The 26,854-nt window shown below is 31.0% G+C and carries 22 protein-coding genes and 1 other RNA gene; 2 read left to right on the top strand and 21 right to left on the bottom strand.

Features of this window, described 5'->3' with window-relative positions; all coding sequences use genetic code 11:
- Positions 1-250: 250 nt before the first annotated feature.
- The 20 genes from EG240_RS05785 to guaA form a co-directional block, all read right to left on the bottom strand.
- On the bottom strand, positions 251-1,447 hold the full coding sequence (locus EG240_RS05785; protein ID WP_158611989.1) for a tyrosine-type recombinase/integrase: 1,197 nt from the start codon (positions 1,445-1,447) through the stop codon (positions 251-253).
- A 123-nt stretch (positions 1,448-1,570) separates the two neighbouring features.
- Positions 1,571-1,970: a transfer-messenger RNA gene (gene ssrA / locus EG240_RS05780) on the bottom strand.
- A 417-nt stretch (positions 1,971-2,387) separates the two neighbouring features.
- Complete coding sequence (locus tag EG240_RS05775) at positions 2,388-3,452, bottom strand: o-succinylbenzoate synthase (RefSeq protein ID WP_125018504.1); 1,065 nt, start codon at positions 3,450-3,452, stop codon at positions 2,388-2,390.
- Positions 3,453-3,491: 39 nt separating this feature from the next.
- Positions 3,492-4,172, bottom strand: a complete 681-nt coding sequence (locus EG240_RS05770) for a metal-dependent hydrolase (protein ID WP_125018399.1) — start codon at positions 4,170-4,172, stop codon at positions 3,492-3,494.
- Between the two features lie 7 nt (positions 4,173-4,179).
- Positions 4,180-5,085, bottom strand: coding sequence for a 1,4-dihydroxy-2-naphthoate octaprenyltransferase (gene menA, locus EG240_RS05765; protein WP_125018397.1), 906 nt, complete (start codon positions 5,083-5,085; stop codon positions 4,180-4,182).
- The gene (locus tag EG240_RS05760) at positions 5,086-5,856 is read right to left on the bottom strand and encodes an alpha/beta fold hydrolase (RefSeq protein ID WP_125018395.1); all 771 of its coding nucleotides are present in this window, start codon (positions 5,854-5,856) and stop codon (positions 5,086-5,088) included.
- Positions 5,856-7,376 carry a PH domain-containing protein gene (locus EG240_RS05755; RefSeq protein ID WP_125018394.1) on the bottom strand — a complete coding sequence of 507 codons (1,521 nt, stop codon included), beginning with the start codon at positions 7,374-7,376 and terminating at the stop codon, positions 5,856-5,858. The genes EG240_RS05760 and EG240_RS05755 overlap by 1 nt, the downstream gene beginning before the upstream one ends.
- Positions 7,363-7,980, bottom strand: a complete 618-nt coding sequence (locus EG240_RS05750) for a PH domain-containing protein (RefSeq protein ID WP_125018393.1) — start codon at positions 7,978-7,980, stop codon at positions 7,363-7,365. The genes EG240_RS05755 and EG240_RS05750 overlap by 14 nt, the downstream gene beginning before the upstream one ends.
- A 73-nt stretch (positions 7,981-8,053) precedes the next feature.
- On the bottom strand, positions 8,054-9,961 hold the full coding sequence (acs, locus tag EG240_RS05745) for an acetate--CoA ligase (RefSeq protein WP_125018392.1): 1,908 nt from the start codon (positions 9,959-9,961) through the stop codon (positions 8,054-8,056).
- Between the two features lie 134 nt (positions 9,962-10,095).
- Positions 10,096-11,034 carry an NAD(P)H-dependent flavin oxidoreductase gene (locus EG240_RS05740; RefSeq protein ID WP_125018391.1) on the bottom strand — a complete coding sequence of 313 codons (939 nt, stop codon included), beginning with the start codon at positions 11,032-11,034 and terminating at the stop codon, positions 10,096-10,098.
- Between the two features lie 87 nt (positions 11,035-11,121).
- Positions 11,122-12,318, bottom strand: coding sequence for a tRNA 2-thiouridine(34) synthase MnmA (mnmA, locus tag EG240_RS05735; protein ID WP_125018389.1), 1,197 nt, complete (start codon positions 12,316-12,318; stop codon positions 11,122-11,124).
- A gap of 65 nt (positions 12,319-12,383) precedes the next feature.
- Positions 12,384-13,028: a toxin-antitoxin system YwqK family antitoxin gene (locus tag EG240_RS05730; RefSeq protein ID WP_125018387.1), complete on the bottom strand. Its 645-nt coding sequence runs from the start codon at positions 13,026-13,028 to the stop codon at positions 12,384-12,386.
- Positions 13,029-13,122: 94 nt separating this feature from the next.
- Positions 13,123-15,009 carry a membrane protein insertase YidC gene (yidC, locus tag EG240_RS05725; RefSeq protein ID WP_125018385.1) on the bottom strand — a complete coding sequence of 629 codons (1,887 nt, stop codon included), beginning with the start codon at positions 15,007-15,009 and terminating at the stop codon, positions 13,123-13,125.
- A 49-nt stretch (positions 15,010-15,058) separates the two neighbouring features.
- Positions 15,059-16,675, bottom strand: a complete 1,617-nt coding sequence (locus EG240_RS05720) for a CTP synthase (protein WP_125018383.1) — start codon at positions 16,673-16,675, stop codon at positions 15,059-15,061.
- Positions 16,676-16,767: 92 nt separating this feature from the next.
- Entirely contained in the window at positions 16,768-17,007 is a 240-nt protein-coding gene (locus EG240_RS05715) for a DUF3820 family protein (protein WP_125018381.1), read from the bottom strand.
- A 182-nt stretch (positions 17,008-17,189) separates the two neighbouring features.
- On the bottom strand, positions 17,190-18,017 hold the full coding sequence (locus EG240_RS05710; RefSeq protein ID WP_125018379.1) for a hypothetical protein: 828 nt from the start codon (positions 18,015-18,017) through the stop codon (positions 17,190-17,192).
- 834 nt (positions 18,018-18,851) lie between these two features.
- Positions 18,852-19,244 (bottom strand): DUF5004 domain-containing protein, encoded by a 393-nt coding sequence (locus tag EG240_RS05705; RefSeq protein WP_125018377.1) that lies wholly within the window; start codon positions 19,242-19,244, stop codon positions 18,852-18,854.
- Positions 19,245-19,255: 11 nt separating this feature from the next.
- On the bottom strand, positions 19,256-19,657 hold the full coding sequence (locus tag EG240_RS05700; protein WP_125018375.1) for an OsmC family protein: 402 nt from the start codon (positions 19,655-19,657) through the stop codon (positions 19,256-19,258).
- Positions 19,657-21,555 (bottom strand): LysM peptidoglycan-binding domain-containing protein, encoded by a 1,899-nt coding sequence (locus EG240_RS05695; protein WP_125018373.1) that lies wholly within the window; start codon positions 21,553-21,555, stop codon positions 19,657-19,659. Before EG240_RS05695 ends, EG240_RS05700 begins: the two co-directional genes overlap by 1 nt.
- A gap of 57 nt (positions 21,556-21,612) precedes the next feature.
- A complete protein-coding gene (gene guaA / locus EG240_RS05690; protein ID WP_125018371.1) occupies positions 21,613-23,142 on the bottom strand; it encodes a glutamine-hydrolyzing GMP synthase in 1,530 nt (509 codons plus the stop codon).
- A gap of 171 nt (positions 23,143-23,313) precedes the next feature.
- On the opposite strand from guaA, the gene EG240_RS05685 reads away from it, so the two are divergent.
- On the top strand, positions 23,314-24,069 hold the full coding sequence (locus EG240_RS05685; RefSeq protein ID WP_158611988.1) for a copper resistance protein NlpE N-terminal domain-containing protein: 756 nt from the start codon (positions 23,314-23,316) through the stop codon (positions 24,067-24,069).
- A gap of 56 nt (positions 24,070-24,125) precedes the next feature.
- Here EG240_RS05685 and EG240_RS05680 read toward each other — a convergent pair whose 3' ends face one another.
- Positions 24,126-25,589 (bottom strand): aminoacyl-histidine dipeptidase, encoded by a 1,464-nt coding sequence (locus EG240_RS05680; protein WP_125018367.1) that lies wholly within the window; start codon positions 25,587-25,589, stop codon positions 24,126-24,128.
- A gap of 321 nt (positions 25,590-25,910) precedes the next feature.
- Here EG240_RS05680 and EG240_RS05675 point away from each other — a divergent pair, with 321 nt between their 5' ends.
- Positions 25,911-26,810: an energy transducer TonB gene (locus EG240_RS05675; RefSeq protein WP_125018365.1), complete on the top strand. Its 900-nt coding sequence runs from the start codon at positions 25,911-25,913 to the stop codon at positions 26,808-26,810.
- Positions 26,811-26,854 lie beyond the last annotated feature (44 nt).

The raw sequence follows: 26,854 nt of genomic DNA, 5'->3' as shown, positions 1-26,854 counted from the left end.
GGGCCACGGCTTCTTCAAACCAAACCTATCTCTGTATTTCGTACAATTCATGTAAATATAGAAATATAATTTAGATAGCGAAACACCACTAGGCAAATTGCAATAAATAAAAAAAGCGAGGAACCACCCTCGCTTTAAACCCGTAATCTACCAATTCCCAATCCGTATGAATTATGATTTGAATACGGCTAATATAGTATTGCTTTTTTAATCTCAAACTTTTTTACTTCAGAAGTTATTGACCAAGTTTTTAATTTGGTAATCCAACATCATTCAAACTTAATTTATTTTGTTTTAAACGATCTACATAAATATTGGTTAAATGGGTTGCGTAAACTCTAGTCATTGCTTTATTAGTATGTCCGAATAAATGTTGAACATCATCTAAACTTTGCCCAGCCTCTAGCCTTTTATTTGCAGTTAAATGCTTAAATGAATATAGTTTGACATCAATCCCTAAAGGAATCTCAACTTTACGCTGCCACCATTTAGAAACAGTTTTTCTTGATAATGGTTCTGCGGCAGGTATTAAGTCTGTTTCATTTGAAACTCCTTTATTCTTATAGGGTCTATTTGTACCAAATAAGTAGAAGTCCTTATTTAATAGGCTTAAATCTTTACTTAATAAAAAATCATAGATATATTCATCAATTGGAACGATACGTTTTATTGATGTTTTAATAATTTCCTTTGGAAGAATGATTACACGATTTTTTAAATCAATCATCTTCATTTGAATCAATAAAATTTCGTGAGGACGTAATCCGGTTTGAAACAAAAAGAAAACAAAATCCCAAAGATTAGAAAAGTCTTCAGATAATTTATCTTTAATAAGTTTTAGTTCGATATCACTTGCGGGTTCATAGAAATCACTTTGAACAGTTTTCTTTAGACTTATATCACGACAGATATTATTGTCGATATATTCCCATTCCGTTAAAACAGAAAAAAGCGTTCGAACATTACCTAAATATTTATTGTATGATTTATTTGCCCACTTATAGGCAGTGGTCATATCGTTAAAAATATTTAGAATATCTTTTCTTGTGATGTCTTTAATATCGGAATCTACAAGCTTAAACTTATTAGAATGCTTTATAAATTTAGAAACGGTAGTTTCATAATCTTTAAAGGTACTTTCACGTACAGTCTCACGTTTCTTCTCTAAAGCAAAATTCAAGGATTCAGATAAAGAGTTGTAACTGCTTTGCTGAACCTCGTCTTCCTCGTTTACGTTAGGGTTCCAACCGTTATTCAGTTTTCGTTCAATTTCGGCGCGATAAATTTCGAATTGTCTATTTCGAGCTTTCTTGTCTTTAATTTTATTTAAATCAAAAGACATTCTAAATCGAACACCATCAAAACGGAATTGGATAATTTGATAGTCACCATTCTTAGTAACTATCGGAGTCGTAAAATTCGACTTCTTAATTTTTAATTTAATCATATTGCTCGGTTTTAAGGAGCAGCTAAGAACTATTGAAAGGGCAATTTCAAAATGCTTTATGGTCATAAAATGGACATAAAACTTAGTCTTAAAAAAATAAAACACTGAAATTCAGTGTTTTATCAGTGGAGCCGCAGGGAATCGAACCCTGGTCCAAACAAGCAATCAAAGGGCTTTCTACGCGTTTAGTTTTTGATTGAATTTTCGTTAAAAAGCAAGGCCAAAAACAGCCACTCTTTACTTAACCTCTAAGGTGTTCAAACGATATCCGAGATACTAATCGTTCTAGGTTTACTTTTACGGTTCCCCTTAACAAAACGCCATAAACCAAGGCTTTTTAGGAGAATTCAGCTTTCCTATCTAATAGGAACTGGGCGTATCTTACTATTAATTCAGATTAAGCAGCTAAAGCGTAGTTTTCTTCGCCGTGTAAAAAGTTTGAAACATGATATTTACGAGCTGTGTTCCAGCGCTCGACGTGCTTACCGTTCAATTCCACTCGCTGTCAAAACCGATCGGCCCCAGAAGTAGGTTGCAAATATATAGAATATCTTTGGTTTTTAAATAAAAAAATCTCGCTTTTTCGCGAGATTTTTATCCATTATCTATTAAGATTTCATAGCAATACCTATAGTGGTTGATAATGAAACATTGAGTTCTAAAAAAGATAAACTTTGTGTGATAATCAACAAAACAACAAAAATACGATCTAATTTTTCTAATTTATAAAAGACGTAAAAAAAAATTACCACATTGATTTATACTCTTAATTAAATTTACAATTCAATAGTTAAATGCCCGTAAAACCATTTTTGAATAAATTTAACATAAACTCAACGCATATCAAATGTATCATTATTTATTATAAAAACAAAAAAAAATCTAAATATTTTCTAAATAAAACAGACACAATGTTACAAACTGTTAAAATCTACATTTACTAAACAATAAAATCATCGAATAAATTAAAATCCAAATCCCATTTTAGACTATCATCATACCATAAATGTCCGTTTTTTACAATTAAAGGCGAACTAAAATTATTCGTAAATAAAGCACCAGTTCCTAAACCTTGTAACATAGTCGATTCTAAATTATATGTCCACTGTGCAATAGCATTTAAACCAATGTTACTTTCTAAAGCAGAAGTTATCCACCATCCAATATTTCGCTCTTCAGCTAATCGAATCCATTCTTGAGAACCTTTAAAACCTCCTACCAAACTCGGCTTTAAAATGATATATTGAGGCATAATTTTATCCAATAGATTTTCTTTATCGTTCAAATTTACAACCCCGATTAACTCTTCATCTAATGCGATTGGCAAAGGTGTTATTCTACAAAGCTCTGACATACTGTCATATTGAATTTTTTTAATAGGTTGTTCAATACTATGTAAATCTAATTCAGCCAATTGGGTTAATTTATATAAAGCTTCAATCGAACTAAATCCTCCGTTAGCATCTACACGAATCTCAACAATTTCTTTAGAATAATTACTACGAATGTATCGAATTAAATCCAATTCTTCATCAAAATTAATAGCTCCAATTTTAAGTTTTATACAATCAAAACCATTCGAAAGCTTATCATCAATTTGAGCTTTCATAAACTCTTTGTTTCCCATCCATACCAATCCATTTATTGGAATTGCAGCCTGAGAATTTGTAAATCGACTTGGAAATAAAACAAAAGGATTTGTGCTTTCTAAAGATAAAAAAGCTTGCTCCACACCAAATTGAATCGAAGGCCAATCTCGTAACATTTCCCAAAGTTCATCAGCCTTTTTACCAGCTTTAATCCATTGACAAACTTCATTTAACTTGTCCGAATAATCTAAACGATCATCATAAGATAAACCTCTAAAAATACAGCATTCTCCTATTCCTTTTTTACCTTCATTTTCTAAAATCAGAAACCAAGTTTCCTTTTCTGTCATCACACCACGAGAAGTTCCTGATGCTTGTTTAAAGTTTAAAATATATTTTTTAACGGTAGCTTTCATATATAATTTCATAAAAAAAGCTTCTTTCGAAGCTTTAAATTAAATTTCTATTGACGAACCAATTTCTAATAAAATCAGTTGTTTATTGTGATTTGCAAAACGTTCTTTTGAAGTTTCGTGATGGATTTTAATGTATCCAAACGTATCAAAATGATAACCTAAAACTTTATTAACTTGTAAAAATTCGGCAGCAATCGCAGCGTCTTCAACATCCATAGTAAAATTACTTCCAATCGGTAAAACAGCTAAATCTAATTTGGTACGCAATGGAATCAATTTCATATCCTGTGTTAAAGCAGTATCTCCAGCAATATAAACATTCTTATTATTCGCACTTATTACAAAACCACCAGGTTGACCTCCGTAAGAACCATCTGGAAATGAAGAAGAATGAATGGCATTTACATATTTAACCGTTCCGAAATCAAAATTCCAAGAACCACCGTGATTCATCGGATGTGAATTAAAACCTTTAGCTTCGTAATGACCAGCAATTTCTGCATTTGAAACTATAACTGCATTTGGATTGTTTTTAGCAATCGTTTCAACATCTAAAATATGATCTCCGTGAGCGTGTGTTATCAAAATATAATCGGCTTTTAAAGCATTTACATCGATATGAGATGCTAATTCATTAGCAGAAATAAACGGATCTACAATAATATTTTTTCCTGTAACTTCAATAGCTAAAGAAGCGTGTCCTAAATAAGTAATTTTCATATATTTTTTACATTAAGATTAAAGCAATAGATAATAGTAAAGATATTAAAAAAGTAGTTAATGATAAACGTTTTAACTCTGGATCCAAACTTCTGGGATTAGTCACTGTGTTGACCACTTTTAGATTCTTTAACAAAGGAATAAACCCAAAAACAAAGGCAAACTGATACCATTTAAATCCTTTTTCTAAAGCAAATGAATTTAGTGCAATTACAGCTAAGACAATCAAATAGAAATGATACATACGAGCTTTATTGAAACCTAATTTCACAACAATAGTATTTTTTCCCATTGCCGCATCGTTTTCTATATCACGCATATTATTCATATTCAAAACCGCCATACTCAACAAACCAATCGCAATTCCAGGAAGTAAAACGGTGAAATCAAACGAGTGCCCGTATAAATAATACGAACCCAAAGTACTCACCAATCCAAAGAAAATAAACACAAAAACATCGCCTAATCCACGATAACCGTAAGCTGAATTACCGACCGTATATTTAATTGCAGCTCCAACACAAGCAATAGCAAGAATCAAATAAATTGTTGCTTGAATAAAATTTTCACTACCAAATGAAGCATAAATAACACCGACAGAAGAAAGTAAAGACAAAACAGAAGTTATAATAATCGCCGTTTTCATTTGAGATTTAGTAATTTCTCCACTCTGGATTGCACGTTTCGGTCCTACTCTATTTTCATTATCTGTCCCTTTAACTGCATCACCGTAATCATTAGCATAATTAGACAAAACCTGAAAAAATAAAGTCGTTAAGAAACATAATCCGAAAATTAACCAATAATTCCATTGATTATGATACGATTGATAAGCACAAGCACTTCCAACAAAAATTCCAGATATTGACAAAGGCAATGTTCGCAAACGTGCCGCTTTAATCCACTTTTTCATTTAAACCAAATGTTGTTTGATAAACGAAGTAACTTTTTCAAATACTTCTTCTTTCTTTTCTTTATGAGCTGTATGCCCAGCACCTAAAACCCAATATTTTTCAGCCTTTGGAGCTTTGTCAAAAGCATCCATTTGAGCAGCAGTACCAAATTCATCAAATTCTCCTTGGAAAACTAAAATCGGAGCTTTTATCTGTGGAATAAAATGTTCAATATTCCACGATTGATGCGATTCGCTCACCCAGGTTTCTGTCCAAGCCAAATATAAATCCATTACTTTATCTCCATGATATTTTTCTAAAACTTTTGCAATTTGAGTCGTTTCTAATGTATGTTTTGCTTGACGAATTCCTGCTAATGTTTCTTGTTCAATCAAAACATGAACTCCTTCAATAGTTAATGAATGAATCTTATCAGGAAACATTCCTGCATAAATAGTTGCTACGCTTGCTCCGTCCGAAAATCCAAAAAGATGCACATTTTTAAGTTCTAATTTCTCAATTAATTCATCTAAAATCTGAGCTTCTTGCTCTAAATAATTGATTGGACGTGGAACGGTATAATTTGATGATTTTCCGTAACCACGACGGTCATAACTCAAAACAGAAACGTTTAGTTCTTGAGCTAAAATATCTAACCAATCGCGCCAAAGAACCGTACAACCCAACGAATCATGTAATAAAATCAAAGTATTCGTAGCATTTTGAGACGTTACTTTTTTATAATAAATAGAACTATTTTGTATTAAAATATGATTTTCTTCAATCTGCATTACATCCAATTTAAATTTTGTTTTTCAATGTTATATAACCAAAAATTAACTCGGTTACGAATTTCAACTTCATCAGCAATCGAAAAACTCAAAAAACCTCCAGCTGTATATAAAACAACGCTTCCTAAGTTTAAGTTCAAATGCCAAATGCGCTGATAAGTTTTTATTTTTTGAATTTTATGAGGTTCAATTATACTATAAGTCACATCCCAAAAACCACTTTTCTGAACAATAAAATGTTCGGTAAAATAGAAAAAAGCATTTTTGTAAGTTATCCATTGATATAAAGCAGTAATCAAAAAAAGTGGAATCGTTAGAAAAATATAAATTTCTTCGAACTGAAACCAAGCAATTCCGAAATAAACCATCGATGGAAAAATACTAAACCAAATAAAATGAACCACAAATTTACGAATACTTGGTTTGATTCCGTTTTCTAGTTGGATTTCTTTCTTGAAAATTTGGTCAACAATCGCTTCTTTTTCAGATTTATTTACTCCAGGAATATCGATTCCAATTCCTTTTTTGGACGTATTCTCATCGGAATCTGTTTGTAAAATTTTTAACATCAATACGTTAAGCAACTTCTGAAAATAATTCTGCGTTATTTTTAAAATTTGAACACGTTGCGACTTAATAATGGTGTTTTTTGTTTCGAAAAGTCCGTATGAAATAAATAATTTTCGATTTACCACATCGATTTTATAATTATAATACTTCAATAAAGTTCGAACCAAATTAATGATTAATACTAACAAGAAAATTCCGACAATGAAAAAAGGCAACAACATCAAGGAAATATTTTTCTCTGCATAATCACCAAATTGAGAATATACATTGATCTCTTCGTCGCGATAATAGTCTTGAATTTTTTCGACAACTTGAATTAAAATAACAAAAAGCAGTGAAAACGTTTGAAGATAATTTCTTGTTATTCCAACTTTTACCAAACTAGAAAGTGAAATTTCAATAAACTTCTTTTTCGGTTGATTTACGATTGTTTGGTTTTCAATAGGATTTGAATCTATTTGAAGATATTCATTAATCGTTTTATCTTTTTCTAATAATTTCAATTTTAAAACATGCGCCACATCACCAGAGACTGCGTAAATTTTACCTTCGGTTTTTGATGAACCAGCTGTTTCAACTTCTACAGAATATAGATTTAACAGTTTGTGTAAAAAATTTTGATTTAAATTTACTTGTTGAATTTTATCAAATTTAACAACGGTTTTCGATTTATTTAGCCAACCTTTTTCAATAATAAATTCATTAGAATCTGAATTGATATAAAATTTGAAGTACAAAAAATTCAACACACTCAATATCGAAATCAAAAGAAAAGCGCTTCCTAATATTAAAGAAATTTTAAAAAATTTACTTGATTCGTCATCTCGAAAGAATAAAATCAAAACAATTGGTAAAAACGATTTTACAAAAGGTTTTACAACATTAAAGAAAATAATTGCCAAACCTTTTTTGGATTGCCTTTGTGGCTGGTTCAAATCAATTTGTAGCATTTTCTTCTAAATTTTGGTCAGTAGAAATTGAATTACTATTTATATCATCATTACTAGCGTCTTCATTATCTGAAGTTTCTTTTAACTCGACTTGATTGATTTTATTTAATAACAAATTCTTTATTTTTTCTGCTTGATCCAATTCTAAACCTGGAATCGCAACTTCGTTATTACTACTTGCCGCAGTATAACACTCAATCGTTGCTAATCCTAAAAAACGAGAAAGCCAACCTTGCTTTAAAACAACATGTTGCAAACGGTTATAAGGAACAATTTCATACGAAATGGACAAAACTCCAGAACAATAAATCACGTCTTGTTCTCTGAAAGCAAAACTTTTTCTTTTAAATGCGATTAAAGAAAAGACATTTGAAATCATTATTATTAAAAACAAAATCGCCAGAGCAATTCCTTTGTAAATCCAAGAAAATTGATCAAGAAACAGAATAGAAACAGCAACAGCGATTCCAAAAATAATAACAGTCGAAACGATTAAATTGAAAAGCAATACTTTTTTATAGCGTTTTGCAATCGGAGTTAATTCCGTTTTTTTATAATCGGGAAGTTCGTTAAAATTAATTGTTTGATTAGAAAAAGATTCCATTTTTAGTTTTTATCAAAAATACATAATTAGCCTTTATAAAACAAAAAATCCCAGCTTTCACTGGGATTAAATATTATTGTCTTTCATCGATAATTCCTTGAACAACTTCAGGATTAATCATCGTTGAAGTATCTCCAAAAGTATCTAAACGGTTGGTTGCAATTGAACGTAATAAGCGACGTAAAATTTTACCAGAACGCGTTTTAGGCAAACCTTCCACAAACTGAATTTTATCCAATTTTCCAATAGGTCCGTAATGTGAAGTGATTAATTGATTGATTTCTTTTTTCACATTTTCACGGTCACGCGTTGTACCTTCCACTTTCAAAGTAATGAAACCATAGAGCCCATTTCCTTTAATATCGTGATTATAACCAACAACAGCACTTTCTGCAACTGCTGGATGTTGATTGATAGCATCTTCAATCGGCGCTGTTCCAATATTATGTCCAGAAACAATTACAACATCATCTGTTCTACCAGTGATTCTGTAATATCCAACTTCATCTCTTAATGCACCATCTCCTGTAAAATAGCAACCTGGAAAATCTGAAAAATAAGTTTGAACGTATCTTTCGTGGTCATTCCAAATCGTACGAGCCATTGAAGGCCAAGGGAATTTGATACATAACGAACCCATTACTTGATTACCTGTAATTTCGTTATGCAATTCATCCATCAAAACCGTTTGAATCCCAGGCATAGGTAAAGTTGCATAAGTAGGTTTTGTAGGTGTTACATTTGCTAAAGGCGAAATCAAAATACTTCCTGTTTCTGTTTGCCACCACGTATCAACAATCGGACAACGTTTTTTACCAACGAAATCGTTAAACCAGTGCCAAGCTTCTTCGTTAATGGGTTCTCCAACCGAACCTAAGATTCTCAATGAACTTAAATCATGACCTGTAATATAAGAATAATCTTCAGTCATTAACGAACGAATGGCTGTCGGAGCTGTATAAAATTGAGTTACTTTGTGCTTATCGATAATATCCCAAAAACGACTAGGATTTGGATATGACGGAACTCCTTCAAACATCACAGTTGTTGCTCCGTTTAATAAAGCTCCATACAATATATATGAATGTCCAGTAATCCAACCTAAATCGGCAGTACACCAAAAAATATCATCATCTTTATAGTCAAACACATTATTGAATGTATAAGCAGTTTGAATCATATAACCAGCCGTTGTATGAACCATTCCTTTAGGCTTTCCTGTTGAACCAGAAGTATATAAAATAAACAACGGGTCTTCAGAATCCATAATTTGAGCTACGTTAGATTCTTCGGCAACTTCATATAAAGGAGCTAACCACAAATCACGTCCTTCTTTCATCTGAACCGCTTCGTTTGTACGTTTTACAACTAAAACTTTTTCAACCGAAGATAAATCTTTAATTGCGTCGTCAACTATATTTTTTAATTGAATTGTCTTAGCTCCGCGGAAACCACCATCTGAAGTAATAACCATTTTAGCACCACAATCTTCAACTCTTGTTTTAATTGCCTCAGCAGAAAAACCTGCAAAAATTACCGAATGAATTGCACCAATTCGAGCACAAGCTAACATAGCAATTGCTAATTCTGGAATCATAGGTAAATAAATACAAACGCGATCTCCTTTTTCAATCCCTTGAGATTTTAAAACGTTCGCCATTTTAGCAACACGCACATATAATTCGTTATACGAAATTACTTGCGCTTGCTCGTTTATATCATTTGGCTCAAAAATCAATGCTGCTTTTTCACCTCTTTTTGATAAATGTCTATCAATACAGTTTTTTACAATATTTAGTTTTCCATCGGTAAACCATTTGATATCGTGTTTTTCCATATCAAAATCAAAAACTTTATCCCAAGCTTGGTACCAAACAAAGTTTTCTTCTGCGATTTTGCCCCAAAATTTACGTGGTTCTCTAACCGATTTTTTATAGTGTTTAAAATATTGTTCTAAGTCACCAATTTTATAATAACTCATGTTGTATCTTCTTATTTATTCGTTTCTATAAAATTAACTATTTTTTTTTTAATATTATTAACAATAACATAATTTAAAGAAGTTAAAAAAAATAAAAACACATTTTTATCGTTATTTTTTTGTTTTTATTTATTCTAAAACTTAAAATCAATTTTAACAGATTCATTAAATTCTGAAATCACCCCCTCAAAAACACGGGCTACAGTTTCAATTTCTGAAATTAATCCTACAATTTGACCAATTTCCAACTCACCTTCAACCAAATCCCCCTCAAACATACCCCTTTTAGCACGAGCACGTCCTAAAACTTCTTTTAATTCATCAATTGAAGCTCCTTTCTTATAAACCTCTTGAAGTTGGTTGAAAAATTCATTTTTAATCAAACGGACAGGTGCCAATTCTTTCAAAGTTAATTGCGTATCTCCTTCTTTTACATCTACAAGAAGATTTTTAAAATTATCATGAGCTGAACTTTCAACAGTCATCGCAAAGCGAGTTCCCATTTGAACACCATCTGCACCAAGAATCATAGCTGCATGCATTCCTTTACCCGTAGCAATTCCACCTGCTGCGATAACCGGAATTGAAACTTCTTTTGTTACCATTGGAATCAAAGTCAAAGTTGTTGTTTCTTCACGACCATTGTGACCACCCGCTTCAAAACCTTCGGCAACAACAGCGTCAACACCAGCTTCTTGAGCTTTTAAAGCAAATTTTGTAGAACTTACGACATGGACAACCGTCAAACCTTTTTCTTTAAGGAATGAGGTATATGTTTTTGGATTTCCAGCAGATGTAAAAACAATTTTTACACCTTCTTCAATAATAATATTCAAAATCTCTTCAACATTTGGATATAACATAGGCACATTTATCCCAAAAGGTTTATCTGTTGCTTTCTTGCATTTTTGGATATGCTCACGCAAAACTTCTGGATACATTGAACCCGCGCCAATCAAACCCAAACCACCTGCATTACTAACTGCTGCTGCCAATTTATATCCGCTATTCCAAATCATTCCGCCTTGAATGATTGGATATTTTATATTGAAAAGTTGTGTTATTCTATTCATGTCTTTTTAAATTAATTTGGAAATTGAAAGATACAAAAAAACCAAACTTTTTCAAGTTTGGTTTGATATAATGTTTATGAAAGGTATTTATAATTTAGAAATAACTCCTGATCCAATCAATTCTTCACCTAAATGCCAAGAAACAAATTGCCCTTCAGTAATTGCTGATTGAGGTTCATCGAACTGTACATACATTCCAGATTCAAACTTATATAAAGTAGCTTTTTGAAGCGGTTGACGGTAACGAATACGTGCCATAACTTCCATAGATTCACCATTTTTCAAAGCTAAATCTTCACGTATAAAATGAATTTCTTCTGGTTTTACAAATAAAGATTTTCTGAATAATCCTGGATGAAAACTTCCTTGTCCTGTGTAAATTGCATTTTCATTTACATCAGTTGCAATAATAAACAAAGGTTCAACAGTTCCTCCTACATTCAACCCTTTTCGCTGACCGTTTGTGTAATAATGAGCTCCGTTGTGATTTCCTACTTTTTTACCCGTTTCTGGTGTATATTTAATAGAAGTTGATTCAGCAAATAATTGTTCTTCAAGAGAGTTATACTTTTTCTCTTCTTTATTAAACACAGGATGATCTTTAGAAACTTCATAAATCAATCCAGCTTTTGGTTTTAATTGTTGTTGTAAAAATTCGGGTAAACGAACTTTTCCGATAAAACACAAACCTTGAGAATCTTTCTTTTCTGCAGTAATTAAATCATTTTCAGCTGCAATTTCTCTAACTTTTGGTTTTAATAAATCGCCAATCGGAAATAATGCTTTTGATAATTGCTCTTGAGATAATTGACATAAAAAGTATGATTGATCTTTATTCGGATCAACACCAGCCATTAAACTATGAACTTCTTTACCGTCGATTATCTGAGTTTGCTTACGACAATAATGTCCGGTTGCAACGAAATCAGCACCAAGCTCCAAAGCTATTTTCATAAAAACATCGAATTTGATTTCTCTGTTACATAAAACATCCGGATTTGGTGTACGTCCGTTTTCGTATTCGTTAAACATATAATCAACGATTCGCTCTTTATATTGTTCGCTTAAATCGACTGTTTGAAAAGGAATTCCTAATTTATCAGCTACCATTAAAGCATCATTACTATCTTCAAGCCAAGGACATTCATTAGAAATAGTTACCGAATCATCATGCCAATTCTTCATGAATAATCCAATTACTTCATAACCTTGCTCTTTTAATAAATATGCGGCCACGCTAGAATCTACTCCACCAGAAAGGCCTACTACTACTCTTTTTTTCATTTTAAAAAACTGAACTGCAAAATTACGATAATTCTAACGAAATCTACTTTGCTTTTAAGAGCATTTTAAGGTTTCTTATTGGACTTGATTTTTCTTCCATTGTCGAAATCAACTTCTTCTACAATAACTCCTGAAGCGTTTCTATAAATTGCTTTTCCGTGTTTTGCATCATTAACATAAAATTCTTCGGAAATAATTTGCCCGTTTTCAGTGTATTTAAACAATTTACCTTCTAAAACTCCATTCTTATAATTCATCTCATCCGATGGTTTTCCAGATTTATAATAAACCTTACGAACACCCTCCAATTTACCATTAACATAAGTTTCTTCAGACATTAGGGTTGTTCCATCCATATGAAAATAAATCCATTTGCCTTCTTTAAGTTTACCTTTAAAATATCCTTCGCTTACTTTTTTACCTTTTGAATCATAAAAAGTTGTAAAAGCAATTCCGTTACCTTTAGAGAAATCTCTTTTTGCAATCACATTAGCACTTGGCGAATCGTCATAAAAAACAAAAACACCTTGTTCTACTCCATTTTCAAAAACACCTTCGTAGCGCTTATTATTAGTTCCTTCGTAATATCCAATCCATTTTCCTTCGCGCTTACCATTTGCGCTGGTACGATTTGTATCTTGAGCAATCGAATTGAAACTACTAAATAGAATCAAACCGAAGAAAACTATATTTTTATAAACCTTTTTCATATTCAAAAATTTAATAATCGAATTTCACTTAAATATCTACCAAAAAAAAACAACCCTGAAAATTCAGGGCTGTTAAATATACTTAAAAAAAGAATTACTTTTTATTTTTCTTTTGTTGTTCTTGAGCAGCTTGTGCTTGCTCCATCATTTGTTGCATTTTACGTTGGAATTTACCTTGAGGTTTTTCCTTCGTTTTATTCTCTTCCATTTTTAATTTCAATTTATCATCATTTACAATTTTGTTTTTGATGACCCACATAATTAAAATAGTAATCATATTAGAAACAAAATAATACAACGATAATCCAGATGCGTAATTATTAAAGAAGAACAACATCATTAAAGGAGAAATGTAAATCATAATTTTCATAATCTTACTCATATCTGGCATACCTTCTTGTGGTGCCATTTGAGGCTGATCTCCGGTTGTCATTTTCATATAAAAGAAAATGGCTACAGAAGCTAAGATTGGGAATAAACTTACGTGATCTCCATAGAATGGAATTGTAAATGGTAATTGAATTACATTATCGTAGGATGATAAATCATCTGCCCATAAGAATGATTTTTGTCTTAAATCAAAAGCTGAAGGGAAGAATTGGAACAACGCATAGAAAACTGGAATTTGCGCCAAAGCAGGTAAACAACCAGCCATTGGATTAACTCCTGCAGCAGAATACAATTTCATTGTTTCTTGCTGTTTTTTCATTGGGTCATTTTTATATTTCTCGTTGATTTCATTTACTTCTGGACGAATCAATTTCATCTTAGCTTGAGAAACATATGATTTATAAGTAATTGGAGACATTACAATACGAACTAAAATCGTTAATGCAATAATCGCAATTCCATAAGGTAAGAACGAAGCTAAAATTCCAAAAACAGGAATGAAAATAAACTCATTAATCCATCCGAAAATTCCCCAACCAAGTGGCATAACTTTAGTTAAGTTTTTACCTTCATAACTTTTTAAAATATCATAAGAAGCTGGACCAAAATATAAATTCATATTATAGTTTAACTCACCACCTTTGAATTCTAAAGGAACACTTGCTTGGAAATTTTTAGTAAAAGTAGTATCAACAGCTTCATCTTTAACTAAGTTTTCTGATTTTAAAACTGCTGATTTAAAAGTTGTATCTGTTAATAAAATCGACGTAAAGAAATGCTGTTTGAAAGCGATGAAATTCACATCTTTTTCAGTAGCATCATCAACTGCACTTGAAGCACTTAAATAATCGTCTTTATCACCGTCATATTCGTAAACCATTTCTGTATATCTATTTTCATAAGAAATACTTTTTTCGTTACGATATGCTTTTAATTGCCAATCTAAATCTGCAGGATTTGAACCGTTAATTACATTAGTTAATCCAACCGTTTTGATTGTAAAATCTAACATATAATTATTTGGTTTAATCACATAACGATATTCTAAAAACGCATTTGCAGAAGATTTCAAACGCATTGAAACTACTGTATTTTCACCTTCTTTAGAAACAGTTGGTTCGAAAACCAAGTCTTTAGTATTGAAAACGCGATTGTCTTTTGTTTGAAACTTTAAGTTTAACTTAGAATTATTATCCTTAATTAAAGTAACGATTTCTTTTGAATTTTTAGAAATTGCGTGAATTCCGTTTAATTCAAGAGTTTTGATATAACCTCCTTTATTTGAAAAAGTAACAGTTAAAAAATCGGTAGCAACAACAACTTCTTCATCATAAGCAGCTGGTAACGTAGCGCTATAAGCGAAATCACCTAAAGCAGCTTTGAATTTTTCTGTTGCTAATGAATCGGTTGGAGGCGCATTAAAGATTTCTGCAACCGCCATTTCAGTGGTATCAACCTTTTCAGTCTTTTGTTTCTCATCTTCAAGTTTCTCATCTTCTTTACCGAAGTTTCCAGAAACCATCCAAAATAAAAGCCCTGCGAGTAATCCCATTCCAATTAAACTACTCTTGTCTAATTTTTTTTCTTCCATTTAATTATTACTTAATTTTCAAATAATTCTTGAGGTTAATCCTCGTATTTTATCCGTTTACTTTTTTGTTTACAGCCGCTTTTACAAAATTCACGAATAAAGGATGTGGATTTGCAACTGTACTTTTGTATTCTGGATGATATTGAACTGCCACGAAGAACGGATGGTCTTCGATTTCAACGATTTCAACCAATCTTGTTTCTGGGTTAACACCCGAAGCAATTAAACCAGCTTTTTCAAATTCTTCCAAATACGTATTATTGAATTCGTAACGGTGACGGTGACGTTCATTAATTAAAGTAGAACCATATATTTCGTAAGCTTTAGTTCCTTCTTTAATCTCACAATCCCATCCACCAAGACGCATTGTCCCACCTTTATCTGTAATTGTTTTTTGCTCTTCCATAAATGTAATTACCGGATAAGGTGTATTATCATTCATTTCAGTAGAATTTGCATTTTCAAATTTCAGAACGTTTCTAGCATATTCAATAACTGCCATTTGCATTCCTAAACAAATTCCCATAAATGGAATTTTATTTTCACGAACGTAACGAACCGCTTCAATTTTACCTTCAATTCCACGAGAACCAAATCCTGGTGCAACTAAAACTCCGTCTAAATTTTTCAATTTATCAGCAACATTTTTCACTGTTAATGATTCTGAATGAATCGAAACCACGTTTACTTTAGCTAAGTTTTCAGCTCCAGCGTGAATAAATGCTTCTAAAATTGATTTGTAAGAATCTTGCAATTCTACATATTTTCCAACTAAACCGATGTTAACCGTATGTTTAGGATTTTTTAATCTATGTAAGAAATCATTCCATTTTACTAAATCTGGTAATGACTTTTCAGGTAAATCTAATTTTTTCAATGCTACACGGTCTAATCCTTCAGCTAACATATTGTTAGGAACTTCATAGATTGTTGACGCATCGATTGATTGAATAACCGCCTCTGTTTTTACGTTACAAAAAGCTGCTAATTTTTGACGAATTTCAGTAGATAATTCGTGTTCGGTTCTACAAACTAAAATGTCAGCTTTGATTCCACTTTCCATTAAAGTTTTAACCGAATGTTGCGTTGGTTTTGTTTTCAACTCACCAGCTGCAGCTAAATAAGGAACTAAAGTTAAGTGAATTACAATAGCATTGTTTTCACCTAAATCCCATAATAACTGACGAACAGATTCGATATAAGGTAATGATTCGATATCTCCAACCGTTCCTCCGATTTCTGTAATAACAATGTCAAAATCACCAGATTTACCTAGCAATTGCATACGTTCTTTGATTTCGTTTGTGATGTGTGGAACAACCTGAACCGTTTTTCCTAAAAATTCTCCACGGCGTTCTTTCTCAATTACTGATGAGTAAACACGTCCAGTAGTTACGTTGTTTGCTTGAGATGTTGGAACATTCAAGAAACGTTCATAGTGACCTAAATCTAAATCTGTTTCTGCACCATCGTTTGTCACAAAACATTCTCCGTGTTCATACGGATTTAACGTTCCTGGATCAACGTTGATATACGGGTCAAATTTTTGAATTGTTGTACGATATCCTCTTGCTTGTAGCAATTTTGCTAAAGATGCTGCTACAATTCCTTTTCCTAAAGAAGATGTTACACCACCTGTTACAAAAATATACTTTGTTTGTTTCATTATTAATTATGTTGCGTTGCGTTGTTGTTAATTAAACTTGGCAAAAGTACAACTATAATTTGTACTGCGAAAATATTAAGTCGCAATTATAGTTATTTTAAAGGTTTGGGATATTTGATGCGAATATTTCGAATCAGATCTTCAAGTCCATTTAATTTCAGTTCATAAACCAATTGCAATTGTTCGCCTAATTTCCCTTTTGGGAAACCTTTATTGTTATACCAAACGATATAATGTTCAGGCAAATCGATTAAGAATCTGCCTTCAAATTTCCCAAAAGGCATTTTGGTATGAGCTAATTCAACTAAAAGTTTTTGTTGTTCTTGGGACATGTAAAAGTAGATTTATAAATCGATGTAAGCTATGAATATTCCAAAGTAAGATTTTCGATTTATTAGAAAAGGTAAATTTACCAATTCTATTTTAAGCTAAAAGTTATATTTACAATTTAATTTTCAGGATTTATAATCACAAAAAAAAGCAACCCAATGGATTGCTTATATGCTATTTTAAATTACAATAAAACTTCAATGTTTTTTACAAGAATGGTCAAATTGTTATCTCTATCAAACACCTTCAGTTCTTTAAGATTATCAGCCGCATCTCTTTCAACTATTTGCATTCCACCATTTACAAAAACAAGTTTTAAACCATAATTATAACCGCTTTTGTTTTCATAAAAATAGGTTTTTTGTATGTTTCCTGATGTAATATTTTTTTGCTTTTTAACAAATCCTTTTCCGTTTTCATAAGAAAATCTAGTTGAAATAAATTCGTTTTTTTTATATTCAATTTCGTTTTTATGATATTCGATTAATTTACCTAAATCGTTATATTTTTTTTCAACTATTTGATTTCCTTTTTCATCATAAGTCCATTCCATAGAAAGAATGAAATCGTTACTTTCTTTCTGCTTATTATAAAGTTTTGTGTATTTTCCAAATTCATTATACTCGCGTTTTTGCCAATCAATAGTATCACCTTTACGAACTTGATATTTTTCGATATTATTTTTATTTTCATCATATATCCTAATGATTTTACTAATAATATCACCATTTTTATCAATTTCAGCAGAAACGTACAAACTATCTGAATCAATTTCAATTATAGAATGTGTTTTTACAGGATTCGTTTTAGCTCCAGAAATGGCATTTGAAATATTATTTTCGGTCGAAATAACATTTTTTAGACTATCAAGATACGTTATCATCACTTTTTTATTGATTGTATCTTGTTTATTCATTTCATAAGCAACTAAAGTACGCTTGTAGAATGGCTTTTTTTGACTTATTCCGTAAAACGGAAGAGAGAGAATTAATAATAAGAAAAAGGTTTTCATATTTATATTAAAAGGTATTTTATTTTTTTTCGCAATTTAATACAATAGTTAAAAAAAGTTTCAAGGGAAAACCCTGATTTTTAAATAAAAATAGACACAAATGAAACATTTAGTTTTGATTATATCAGACCATAAACAAAAAATAAGATACTAATAAATAAAATCGCTTTTTTAAATTTCATCAAGTTCATTCTAAGTTTATTTCCAACAAAAGCAATTACAATACTTATTAAAAATTTTATCAAAATTTCAGTCGTAGAAAAATTTTCAGAGTCATAAAATGAAGTAGCATTTAATAAAATTAGAAAAAATCCTAAACTCAAAAACATTTTTCCGTATTCAATTTGTTGTTCAATTTTGGACTTTTTTGAAAATTTGATTGATAAATAAAACAATAAAATTCCAACAAAAAAATTTAAATAAATTATTGGATTTGATATCAATTCAGTTCTTGATATTGAATAAATAATTAAATCTACCAAAAAATGATATAATAGTGTAATCAGAGGTACAATAAAATTAATTACTAAAAATAATTTTGAATAAAATTCTTTAGAAAATTTCTTTACAAAAAAAGAGATAAGAGAAAATAACGGAACAAAAAATAAAAACATTTTGACTATCAAAACGTTCATAAATTGATATTCTTGAAATAAACTTATCGACTTTTCAATCAATACAAATAAAGACAAGATTATTAAAACCCAATTAAAAATTTTGTTTTTGTAAATTTCCTTCATAAAAAATTGAAAAATAAAGAATATCAAGAGTTTGTAAATATCTTTAAAATTAATCCTAAAGCAAAAATAAACAAAAACGCTCTGAAAAGAGCGCTTATATTTTACTAACTTCTAAAATCAAATCGGTTTCTTGAAAAGAAAATAAGGTTTTATCATCTTTTGTCGAAACGTATATTTTCATAAAAATCATCGAACCACTTTTATCCGTTAAAGTGATGATATCATTTTCAAAATTCCATTTACTTTGTTCAATCATTTGAACCATATAATCTAGCGAACCAGCCGATTGATTCGTTTTTAGTTTTAAAGTTTTATCGCTTTTAAATTCAAACGTACTTGAATCTAAAGATTGAATCAGCTCTTCAAAAACAGGATTTCCTTTTGGACTAACAACTTCTTTAACAGACCAATTTCCGACTATTTTTTCAACCTGGGCATTCATTGAAAACCCAATGAATAAGAAAAGAATGATGATGTAATTTTTCATATATCTTGTTTTTACTTCCAATTGAACGAAATCGTTTTTATAATATCTGGATTCAAACTTAAATAAACAGGACAAGTAAAAGCAACTCGTTCTAGAATGGTTTTCGTTTTCTCATCAACTTGAACATTCATCGTAAAATCAATTTTAATTTCAGCAATTTTACGTGGACTTGCTTGCATAATCTTAGTTACTTCTGCAGTTGAATTTTCTAAATTCACATCCATTTCAGCAGCTTTAATTCCCATAATCGTAAACATACAAGTTGCTAATGAATTTGATACTAAATCGGTTGGCGAGAAAGCTTCTCCTTTTCCGTGATTATCAACAGGTGCATCGTTTACAATGGTTTGATTTGATTGTAAATGCGTAGATTCTGTTCTTAAATTTCCTAAATACGTTACTTTCGATGTCATTATTGTGCTTCTTTAATGGTTAAATCTTTATCGTAATACAAAACATAAATTCCTGAATTGAAAATTCCACCGTTTTCGTTTACATAAGTAAACTTATTTTCAATTTGTTCTGAACCGTATCCAAAAATATTTTCTCCATTATCATCATCTTGCATCATTCGAGAAATCACATCCATAGTAACGTCGAATCCACGAATTGCAAATCGATTTGGAGAAGTATTAAAACGTTTCTTAAACGCTTCTTCAAACTTTACATTTACGTTCGAAGTTGCATCATTTGTAACCGATGGAAACGTAAATTTCAAATCAACTAAATCTTGTATTTGAACTTCTGTTGAATCTAAAACATCCAATTTTTCTAAAGCTACTAAGCGAATATCAAATTTTGATTTTAATTTTTTCAGCGAAGTAATTAAGTCAATTGCAGTTTTCATTGAATTCGAATCCAAAATAACATAATTCACTTTTCCTTGAATCAATTCTGATTCGATACTAGAAGCACTTAAACTTCCGTTATCAGACGTATTTACTAACTTAACTTCAGAATAATTCTGAGTAAAAAAAGCTTTATTTGAATTTGATTTTGGATTAACAACTGCAACTAAATTCCCGTAATTTGAACGTAAATATTCCATCATCGTATTACGAATCATACCGTTATTTGGCATCGCATGAACCTGATTTGGATAAGGTTTTCCTGTGTCGGTTGACAAAGGAGAAACAACCATCAAATCTTGATTTTTGAATACTTCAGAAAACGCATCTACATTCTTTTGAAAAAATGGACCAATCACAACATCAGTTGAACTGAAATCAATTTGAGATTTTAATTCTTCGATATTCAATGAACGGTTATTTTCTTTTGAATCAACAATTTTTATATGAATCGGAAGGTTCATCGCCTTTGCAGAATCGATGGCAATTAAAGCACCTGAATAAAAATCCAAAGACATATTCAAGAAAACATCTGTATTCAAACGTTTATTCAAAGCAGCTCGATCCGAAAAAGAATCTTCATTAATATTAAACGGCAACAAGAATGTCAATTCTTGAACTTGATTTTTACTTTTATTTATTTTAATTTTTTCTACGATTGGTTCATCTTCAATTATTTCCAACACAGCAGCAATTTCAGGTAATGGTTTTTGAACATATAACTTCATTCCTTCTTTTAAACCATTTTGCAAATCTGGATTCCAAGTCATCAAATCGTCTTTAGAAACATTGTATTTTTTTGAAATTCCGAAAATAGTTTCTTTTGGTTCAACAAAAATAAAATTCACCTTACTACTTGTTGCGTACGTCGGATTATTTGATTCTGTTTTCTTTTTTGAACTCGGGATTTTAATTATCTGACCTTTCTTTAATCCATCAGATTCCAATTTTGGATTTAACTCATAGATTTCACTAACTGTTGTATTATTTTGATTAGCTAATGAGTAAATCGTTTCTTTCTCTTTTACTTCGATTTCGCGATAAGTAACAACTTTACTTTCGCTTGAATTTGAAGTTGTATTTGATACTGTTTTAGGTTTTGAAATATTGATTTTTTGACCAATTTTCAATCCATTTTCTTTCAAACCTGGATTATATAAATACAATTGGTCGATTGCAATATTATATTTTTTAGAAATTCCATAAATGGTTTCTTGAGCCAAAACTTCATGTTGAATCGCTCCCGAATTTAAATTTGGAATTAGTAAGATTTGATTTTCATTGATTCCGTTAACTGCATTCGGATTCAACAAAAATATTTCGTTTGCTGATGTTTGATATTTTTTTGCGATTTGTGTAATCGTTTCACCTTTTTGTACCGTATGTTTTTGAGTTGCTTCTTGTGCAAAACTTACAGCCGAAGTAAACATCAATAAAAACAAAGTTCCAATCTTATTTTTCATCTATAAAAAACATTTAATTAAAAAAAGTCGCTGAAAAACAACGACTTCTTATATAATTTATTCCCACTCAATTGTTGCTGGTGGTTTAGAACTAATATCATAAACCACACGGTTTACTCCTTTAACTCTGTTTATAATTTTATTCGAAATCTCCATTAAAAATTCGTAAGGTAAATGAACCCAATCAGCCGTCATTCCGTCTGTAGATTGAACTGCACGCAAAGCAACCACTTTTTCGTACGTACGCTCATCTCCCATTACACCAACAGAATTTACTGGTAACAAAATGGCACCTGCTTGCCAAACATCGTTATATAAACCATGTTCTTTTAAACCATTAATAAAAATTGCATCTACTTCTTGTAAAATAGCAACTTTTTCTGGAGTAATATCACCTAAAATACGAATCGATAAACCTGGTCCTGGGAAAGGATGACGACCTAATAATTCAGGATCGATTCCTAAAGAAGCACCAACTCTACGAACTTCGTCTTTAAATAACATACGTAATGGTTCAACAACTTGTAATTTCATATAATCAGGTAATCCACCTACATTATGATGCGATTTAATTGTTGCTGATGGTCCTTTTACAGAAACCGATTCGATTACATCAGGATAAATAGTTCCTTGACCTAACCATTTAGCATCTTTAACCAATTTTGATTCATCGTCAAAAACATCAACGAATACTTTACCAATTACTTTACGTTTTGCTTCTGGCTCTTCAATACCAGCTAATTCACCTAAAAAGCGATCAGCAGCATCAACACCTTTTACGTTCAATCCCATTCCTTTGTATTGATCTAAAACACTTTGGAATTCGTCTTTACGTAACAAACCGTTATTTACAAATATACAATATAAATTTTCTCCGATAGCTTTATTTAATAAAACTGCAGCTACAGTAGAATCAACTCCTCCAGATAATCCTAAAATTACACGGTCGTTACCAATTTTTTGTTTTAAATCAGCAATAGTTTCTTCTACAAAAGCATTAGGCGTAAAATCTTGAGCTACTTGAGCAATGTTTACTAAGAAATTTTTAATTAATTCTGTTCCATCTGTTGAATGGAAAACTTCTGGATGGAATTGAATCGCATACGTTTGCTCTCCATCAATACGATAGGCTGCATTTTCAACATCATGGGTACTTGCTAAACGCACACCGTTTGTTGGTAATGTTTTAATTGTATCTGAATGACTCATCCAAACCTGAGAATTTGCAGGAATGTTTTCAAAGAAAGCTTCGTCTTCTTTTATAAAAGCTAAATTAGCTCTTCCGTATTCTCTCAAATTAGAAGGTGCTACTTCACCACCATTGAAATGTGCTAAATATTGAGCACCGTAACAAACAGCTAGTAAAGGTAATTTACCTTTAATGTTTGATAAATCTGGATGTAAAGCATCTTCTGAACGAACAGAATATGGACTACCCGATAAAATTACAGCTTTAAAAGAAGATAAATCTTCTGGAATTTGGTTAAAAGGTAGAATCTCGCAGAAGATATTTAACTCGCGAACTCTACGCGCAATAAGTTGAGTATATTGCGATCCGAAATCTAAAATAAGTACGTTGTGTTGCATGTGCAAAAATAAGCATTTATTGAAGATTCAAAAATATAAAACGAAATTTATTTTCTTATAAAAGATTTTTAAAAAATTTCTCTTTGAAAAACCATTTTTTGGAACTATTTTTGTTAGAATTGGTACAAATAAATTAACATTTTTCTTTAGATAATGATTTCAAGAAAACACTTGCTAACGATATTTTTGGCTGCTATAACATTAGGTTCGTGCAATTTTAAAGACAAAGACAAACCACCTGTTGTGATTCAGCCTGAATTACTTGACTCTATTTTTTCAAATTCGTTTGAAGCAATTATTCCATGCCCAGATTGTGCTGGAATTGAAACAACTATTAGAATTTTTAAAGATAGTACTATTTCAAGAACGATTTATTATCAAGGAAGAAATGAGCTTCCTGAAACAAAAATGGGAACTTGGAAGTTGAAAGATTCTATTTTTGAAGCTAAATTTGATAGAGAAAAACTTTTTTATAAAATTAAATCCGGAAATTCAATATTAAGAGTTGGCTCAGATTTAAAAGAAGTTGATGGTGATTTAGCTAAAAATTATATTTTCAAAAGCACAAAACCATTTAGTATTGAAGACCATTTAGGTTCGTATTTTATGGGAAATCAGGCTGAGAATTATAACAAACTTGAGATTATTCAAAATAAGAAAAATAATATTTCTATAGAACTTTCTTCTTACATGATAAATGATTCAATTTCGAAATGTCTTTTGAAATTTAATGGTAAATTAAATAAGGAAAACACAATTGAAGTTCAATTAAGTGAGAAAAATGATTCGATACAGCAGTTGATGAAAATCTTATTTACAGTAAGAGAAGCGCATGTTTTCTTTGAAAATGTTTCTAAAGATTCAATTCCATTAAAATGTAAAGATTCTTTGAATATCAATTATCAAGGAACTTATTTAAAACGATAAAACAGAAAAAACGTCTAACTTTAAAATTAGACGTTTTTTTATGAATATAATTCTGATTATTTTAAAGGAATATTTTTTAGAATTTCTAAAACAAATTTCCAATATTTCTGAGCAGAAGAAATCGAAGCTCTTTCAACTGGAGAATGCGCTCCTTTAATAGTTGGACCAAAAGAAATCATATCCATATCTGGATAATTAGTTCCTAAAATCCCACATTCCAAACCAGCGTGACAAGCAACTACATCTGCTTTCGTTCCGTTTTGTTTTTCGTATATTTCTGTAAGAACATCTAAAATTTCAGACTTTGCGTTTGGCGTCCAACCTGGATAAGAACCAGAAAATTCAACTTCACATCCCATCAATTCAAAAGCAGAACGTAACGCATTTGCTAAATCAAATTTAGAAGTTTCAACTGAAGAACGTGTTAAACATTTTACAGATAATTTTCCTTCTCCAACATTTACTTTAGCAATATTATTTGAAGTTTCAACCAATCCTTCGAAATCAGCACTCATTCTATATACTCCGTTATGAGCTGTGTACATTGCACGAACAAAATAGAATTGAGCAACAGGAGGCATTACTTTTGCAGGCAACGTTTCCAATTTTTCAAAAACAACCTCTAAATTAGGTTCTGTCGAAGCAAATTCAGCTTTAATTTCGTTTACAATTTGTTGCATATCAAAAACAAAAGCTTCGTCATACGCTTGAGCAATAATCACTTTTGCAACACTTTCACGTGGAATTGCGTTACGTAAACTTCCTCCGTTGATTTCAGAAATTTGTAAACCAAAATTATCAAAACCATCAAACAATAAACGATTCATCAATTTGTTTGCATTACCTAAACCTTTATGAATATCCATTCCTGAATGTCCACCAACTAAACCTTTAACGGTAATTTGATAAGCAACAGAACCTTCAGGAGTTTCTTCTTCATCGTATTCAGCAACAGCAGTTACATCTACACCACCAGCACAACCGATATCAATTTCATCATCTTCTTCTGTATCTAAATTCAAAAGAATTTGACCTTCAAGCATTCCACCTTGTAATCCCATTGCACCAGTCATACCGGTTTCTTCATCGATAGTAAACAAAGCTTCAATCGCTGGATGCGGAATATCCGTAGATTCTAAGATTGCCATAATTGTTGCAACTCCTAAACCATTGTCTGCACCTAAGGTTGTTCCGTTTGCACGAACCCAGTCACCATCAACATACATTTCAATTCCTTGAGTATCAAAATCAAAAACGGTATCGTTGTTTTTTTGATGCACCATATCCAAATGCGATTGTAAAACCACTGTTTTACGATTTTCCATTCCTGGAGTTGCAGGCTTTTTAATAATTACGTTTCCTACGTGGTCTTTAATCGTTGGTAAACCTAACTTTTCACCGAATTCCATCATAAAAGCAATTACTCTTTCTTCTTTTTTTGAAGGACGAGGAACTGCATTCAGGTCAGCGAATTTATTCCAAAGAACTTTTGGTTCTAAATTTCTTACTTCTTGACTCATTATATAATGTGTAAAATTTTACTGTTTTAAAATCCAAATTTACGAATTATCCAAAAACAATTTCAATAGAAAGCAACTATTTGAAAAATGAAATTGATTTGATAATAAAAACATATCTCAGTACAAGAACACATTCAAAACTTTAACATTCGAATTCTGTTAAAATTAAAGTTTAACCAAAAACTTTAACTAAATTACCACTAATAAACAGAACAATATTTAAAACATATTTTACGTTATGACTATATAATCAAAATAAACAATACGTTTATTGTTAAAAAAACAAAACTTAATAAAATTCTAATTTTTAAATTTAAAGTCATGGGAAATTTCAATTATTTAGGAAAAGATTGGTCTAACATTGTATTTGAAGGACGCAATAAATTATATGGTGCTTATAAATTAAGACAAGAAAATGTAAAAAATACAGCATTGGCTTTGGTTTTTGGAATTGGAGGTTTAAGTTTAATATTTGGCGGTTCATATTTATACGCATCAAATGCAAACAAAACAGTAACAGTTATTTTAGTTGACGGTGATCCGATGAATCCAACAGAAGTTGAGCCAAAAATAGAACCAAAGGTAGAACCAAAAATAGAACCGAAGGACAATCCAATTGTAGAAGATAAAAAAGACACCAAAACAGAAGCGAGTTCAGCAAGAACAGATGTTCAGGAGAACAAAACGTTAACTGAAATTACTGTTACAACAGATGATAACGCAAAAGGTAAAATAACTGCTCAAGATGAATTTACTGATAAAATTAATTCAGGTGTTGCAGATTCTGATGCAGATACAGAATATGGAAGACTAAAATCTAAAGGTGAAAATACGGGTTTAGCAACTGAAGGTGTTGAAGGCGAAAACAGAACAACAACTGAGGCAACAACAACTGTTGAGAAAGTAGATGATAAAATTTATAATTTAAGACAAAACAAAGCAGAGCCAAAAGAAGGTTTTGATCGCTTCTACTCTACTTTTGCAAAAAAATTATCTTCACAAGATTTGAGTACAAGCGCAAATGAAATTGTTGTAAAAGTAAAATTTGTAGTAGAAAAAGATGGTTCTTTTACAGACATTCAAATCATTGATGACAAACACGGAGTTGGAAAAGAAGCGGAACGTATTTTGAAAAATATGCCAAAATGGAAAGCAGCTGAACACAACGGTAAAAAAGTTCGTTCAATGTTTACGCTTCCGATTAAAATTCAATTGAGATAAGCACTAATAAAAAAATCCAAACTTTCGTTTGGATTTTTTTTGTA

The organism is Paenimyroides tangerinum (genome assembly GCF_003865405.1).
GTDB lineage: Bacteria > Bacteroidota > Bacteroidia > Flavobacteriales > Flavobacteriaceae > Flavobacterium > Flavobacterium tangerinum.
The sequence above is the reverse complement of the archived record's forward strand: the minus strand, read 5'-3'. Positions and strand labels throughout refer to the sequence as shown.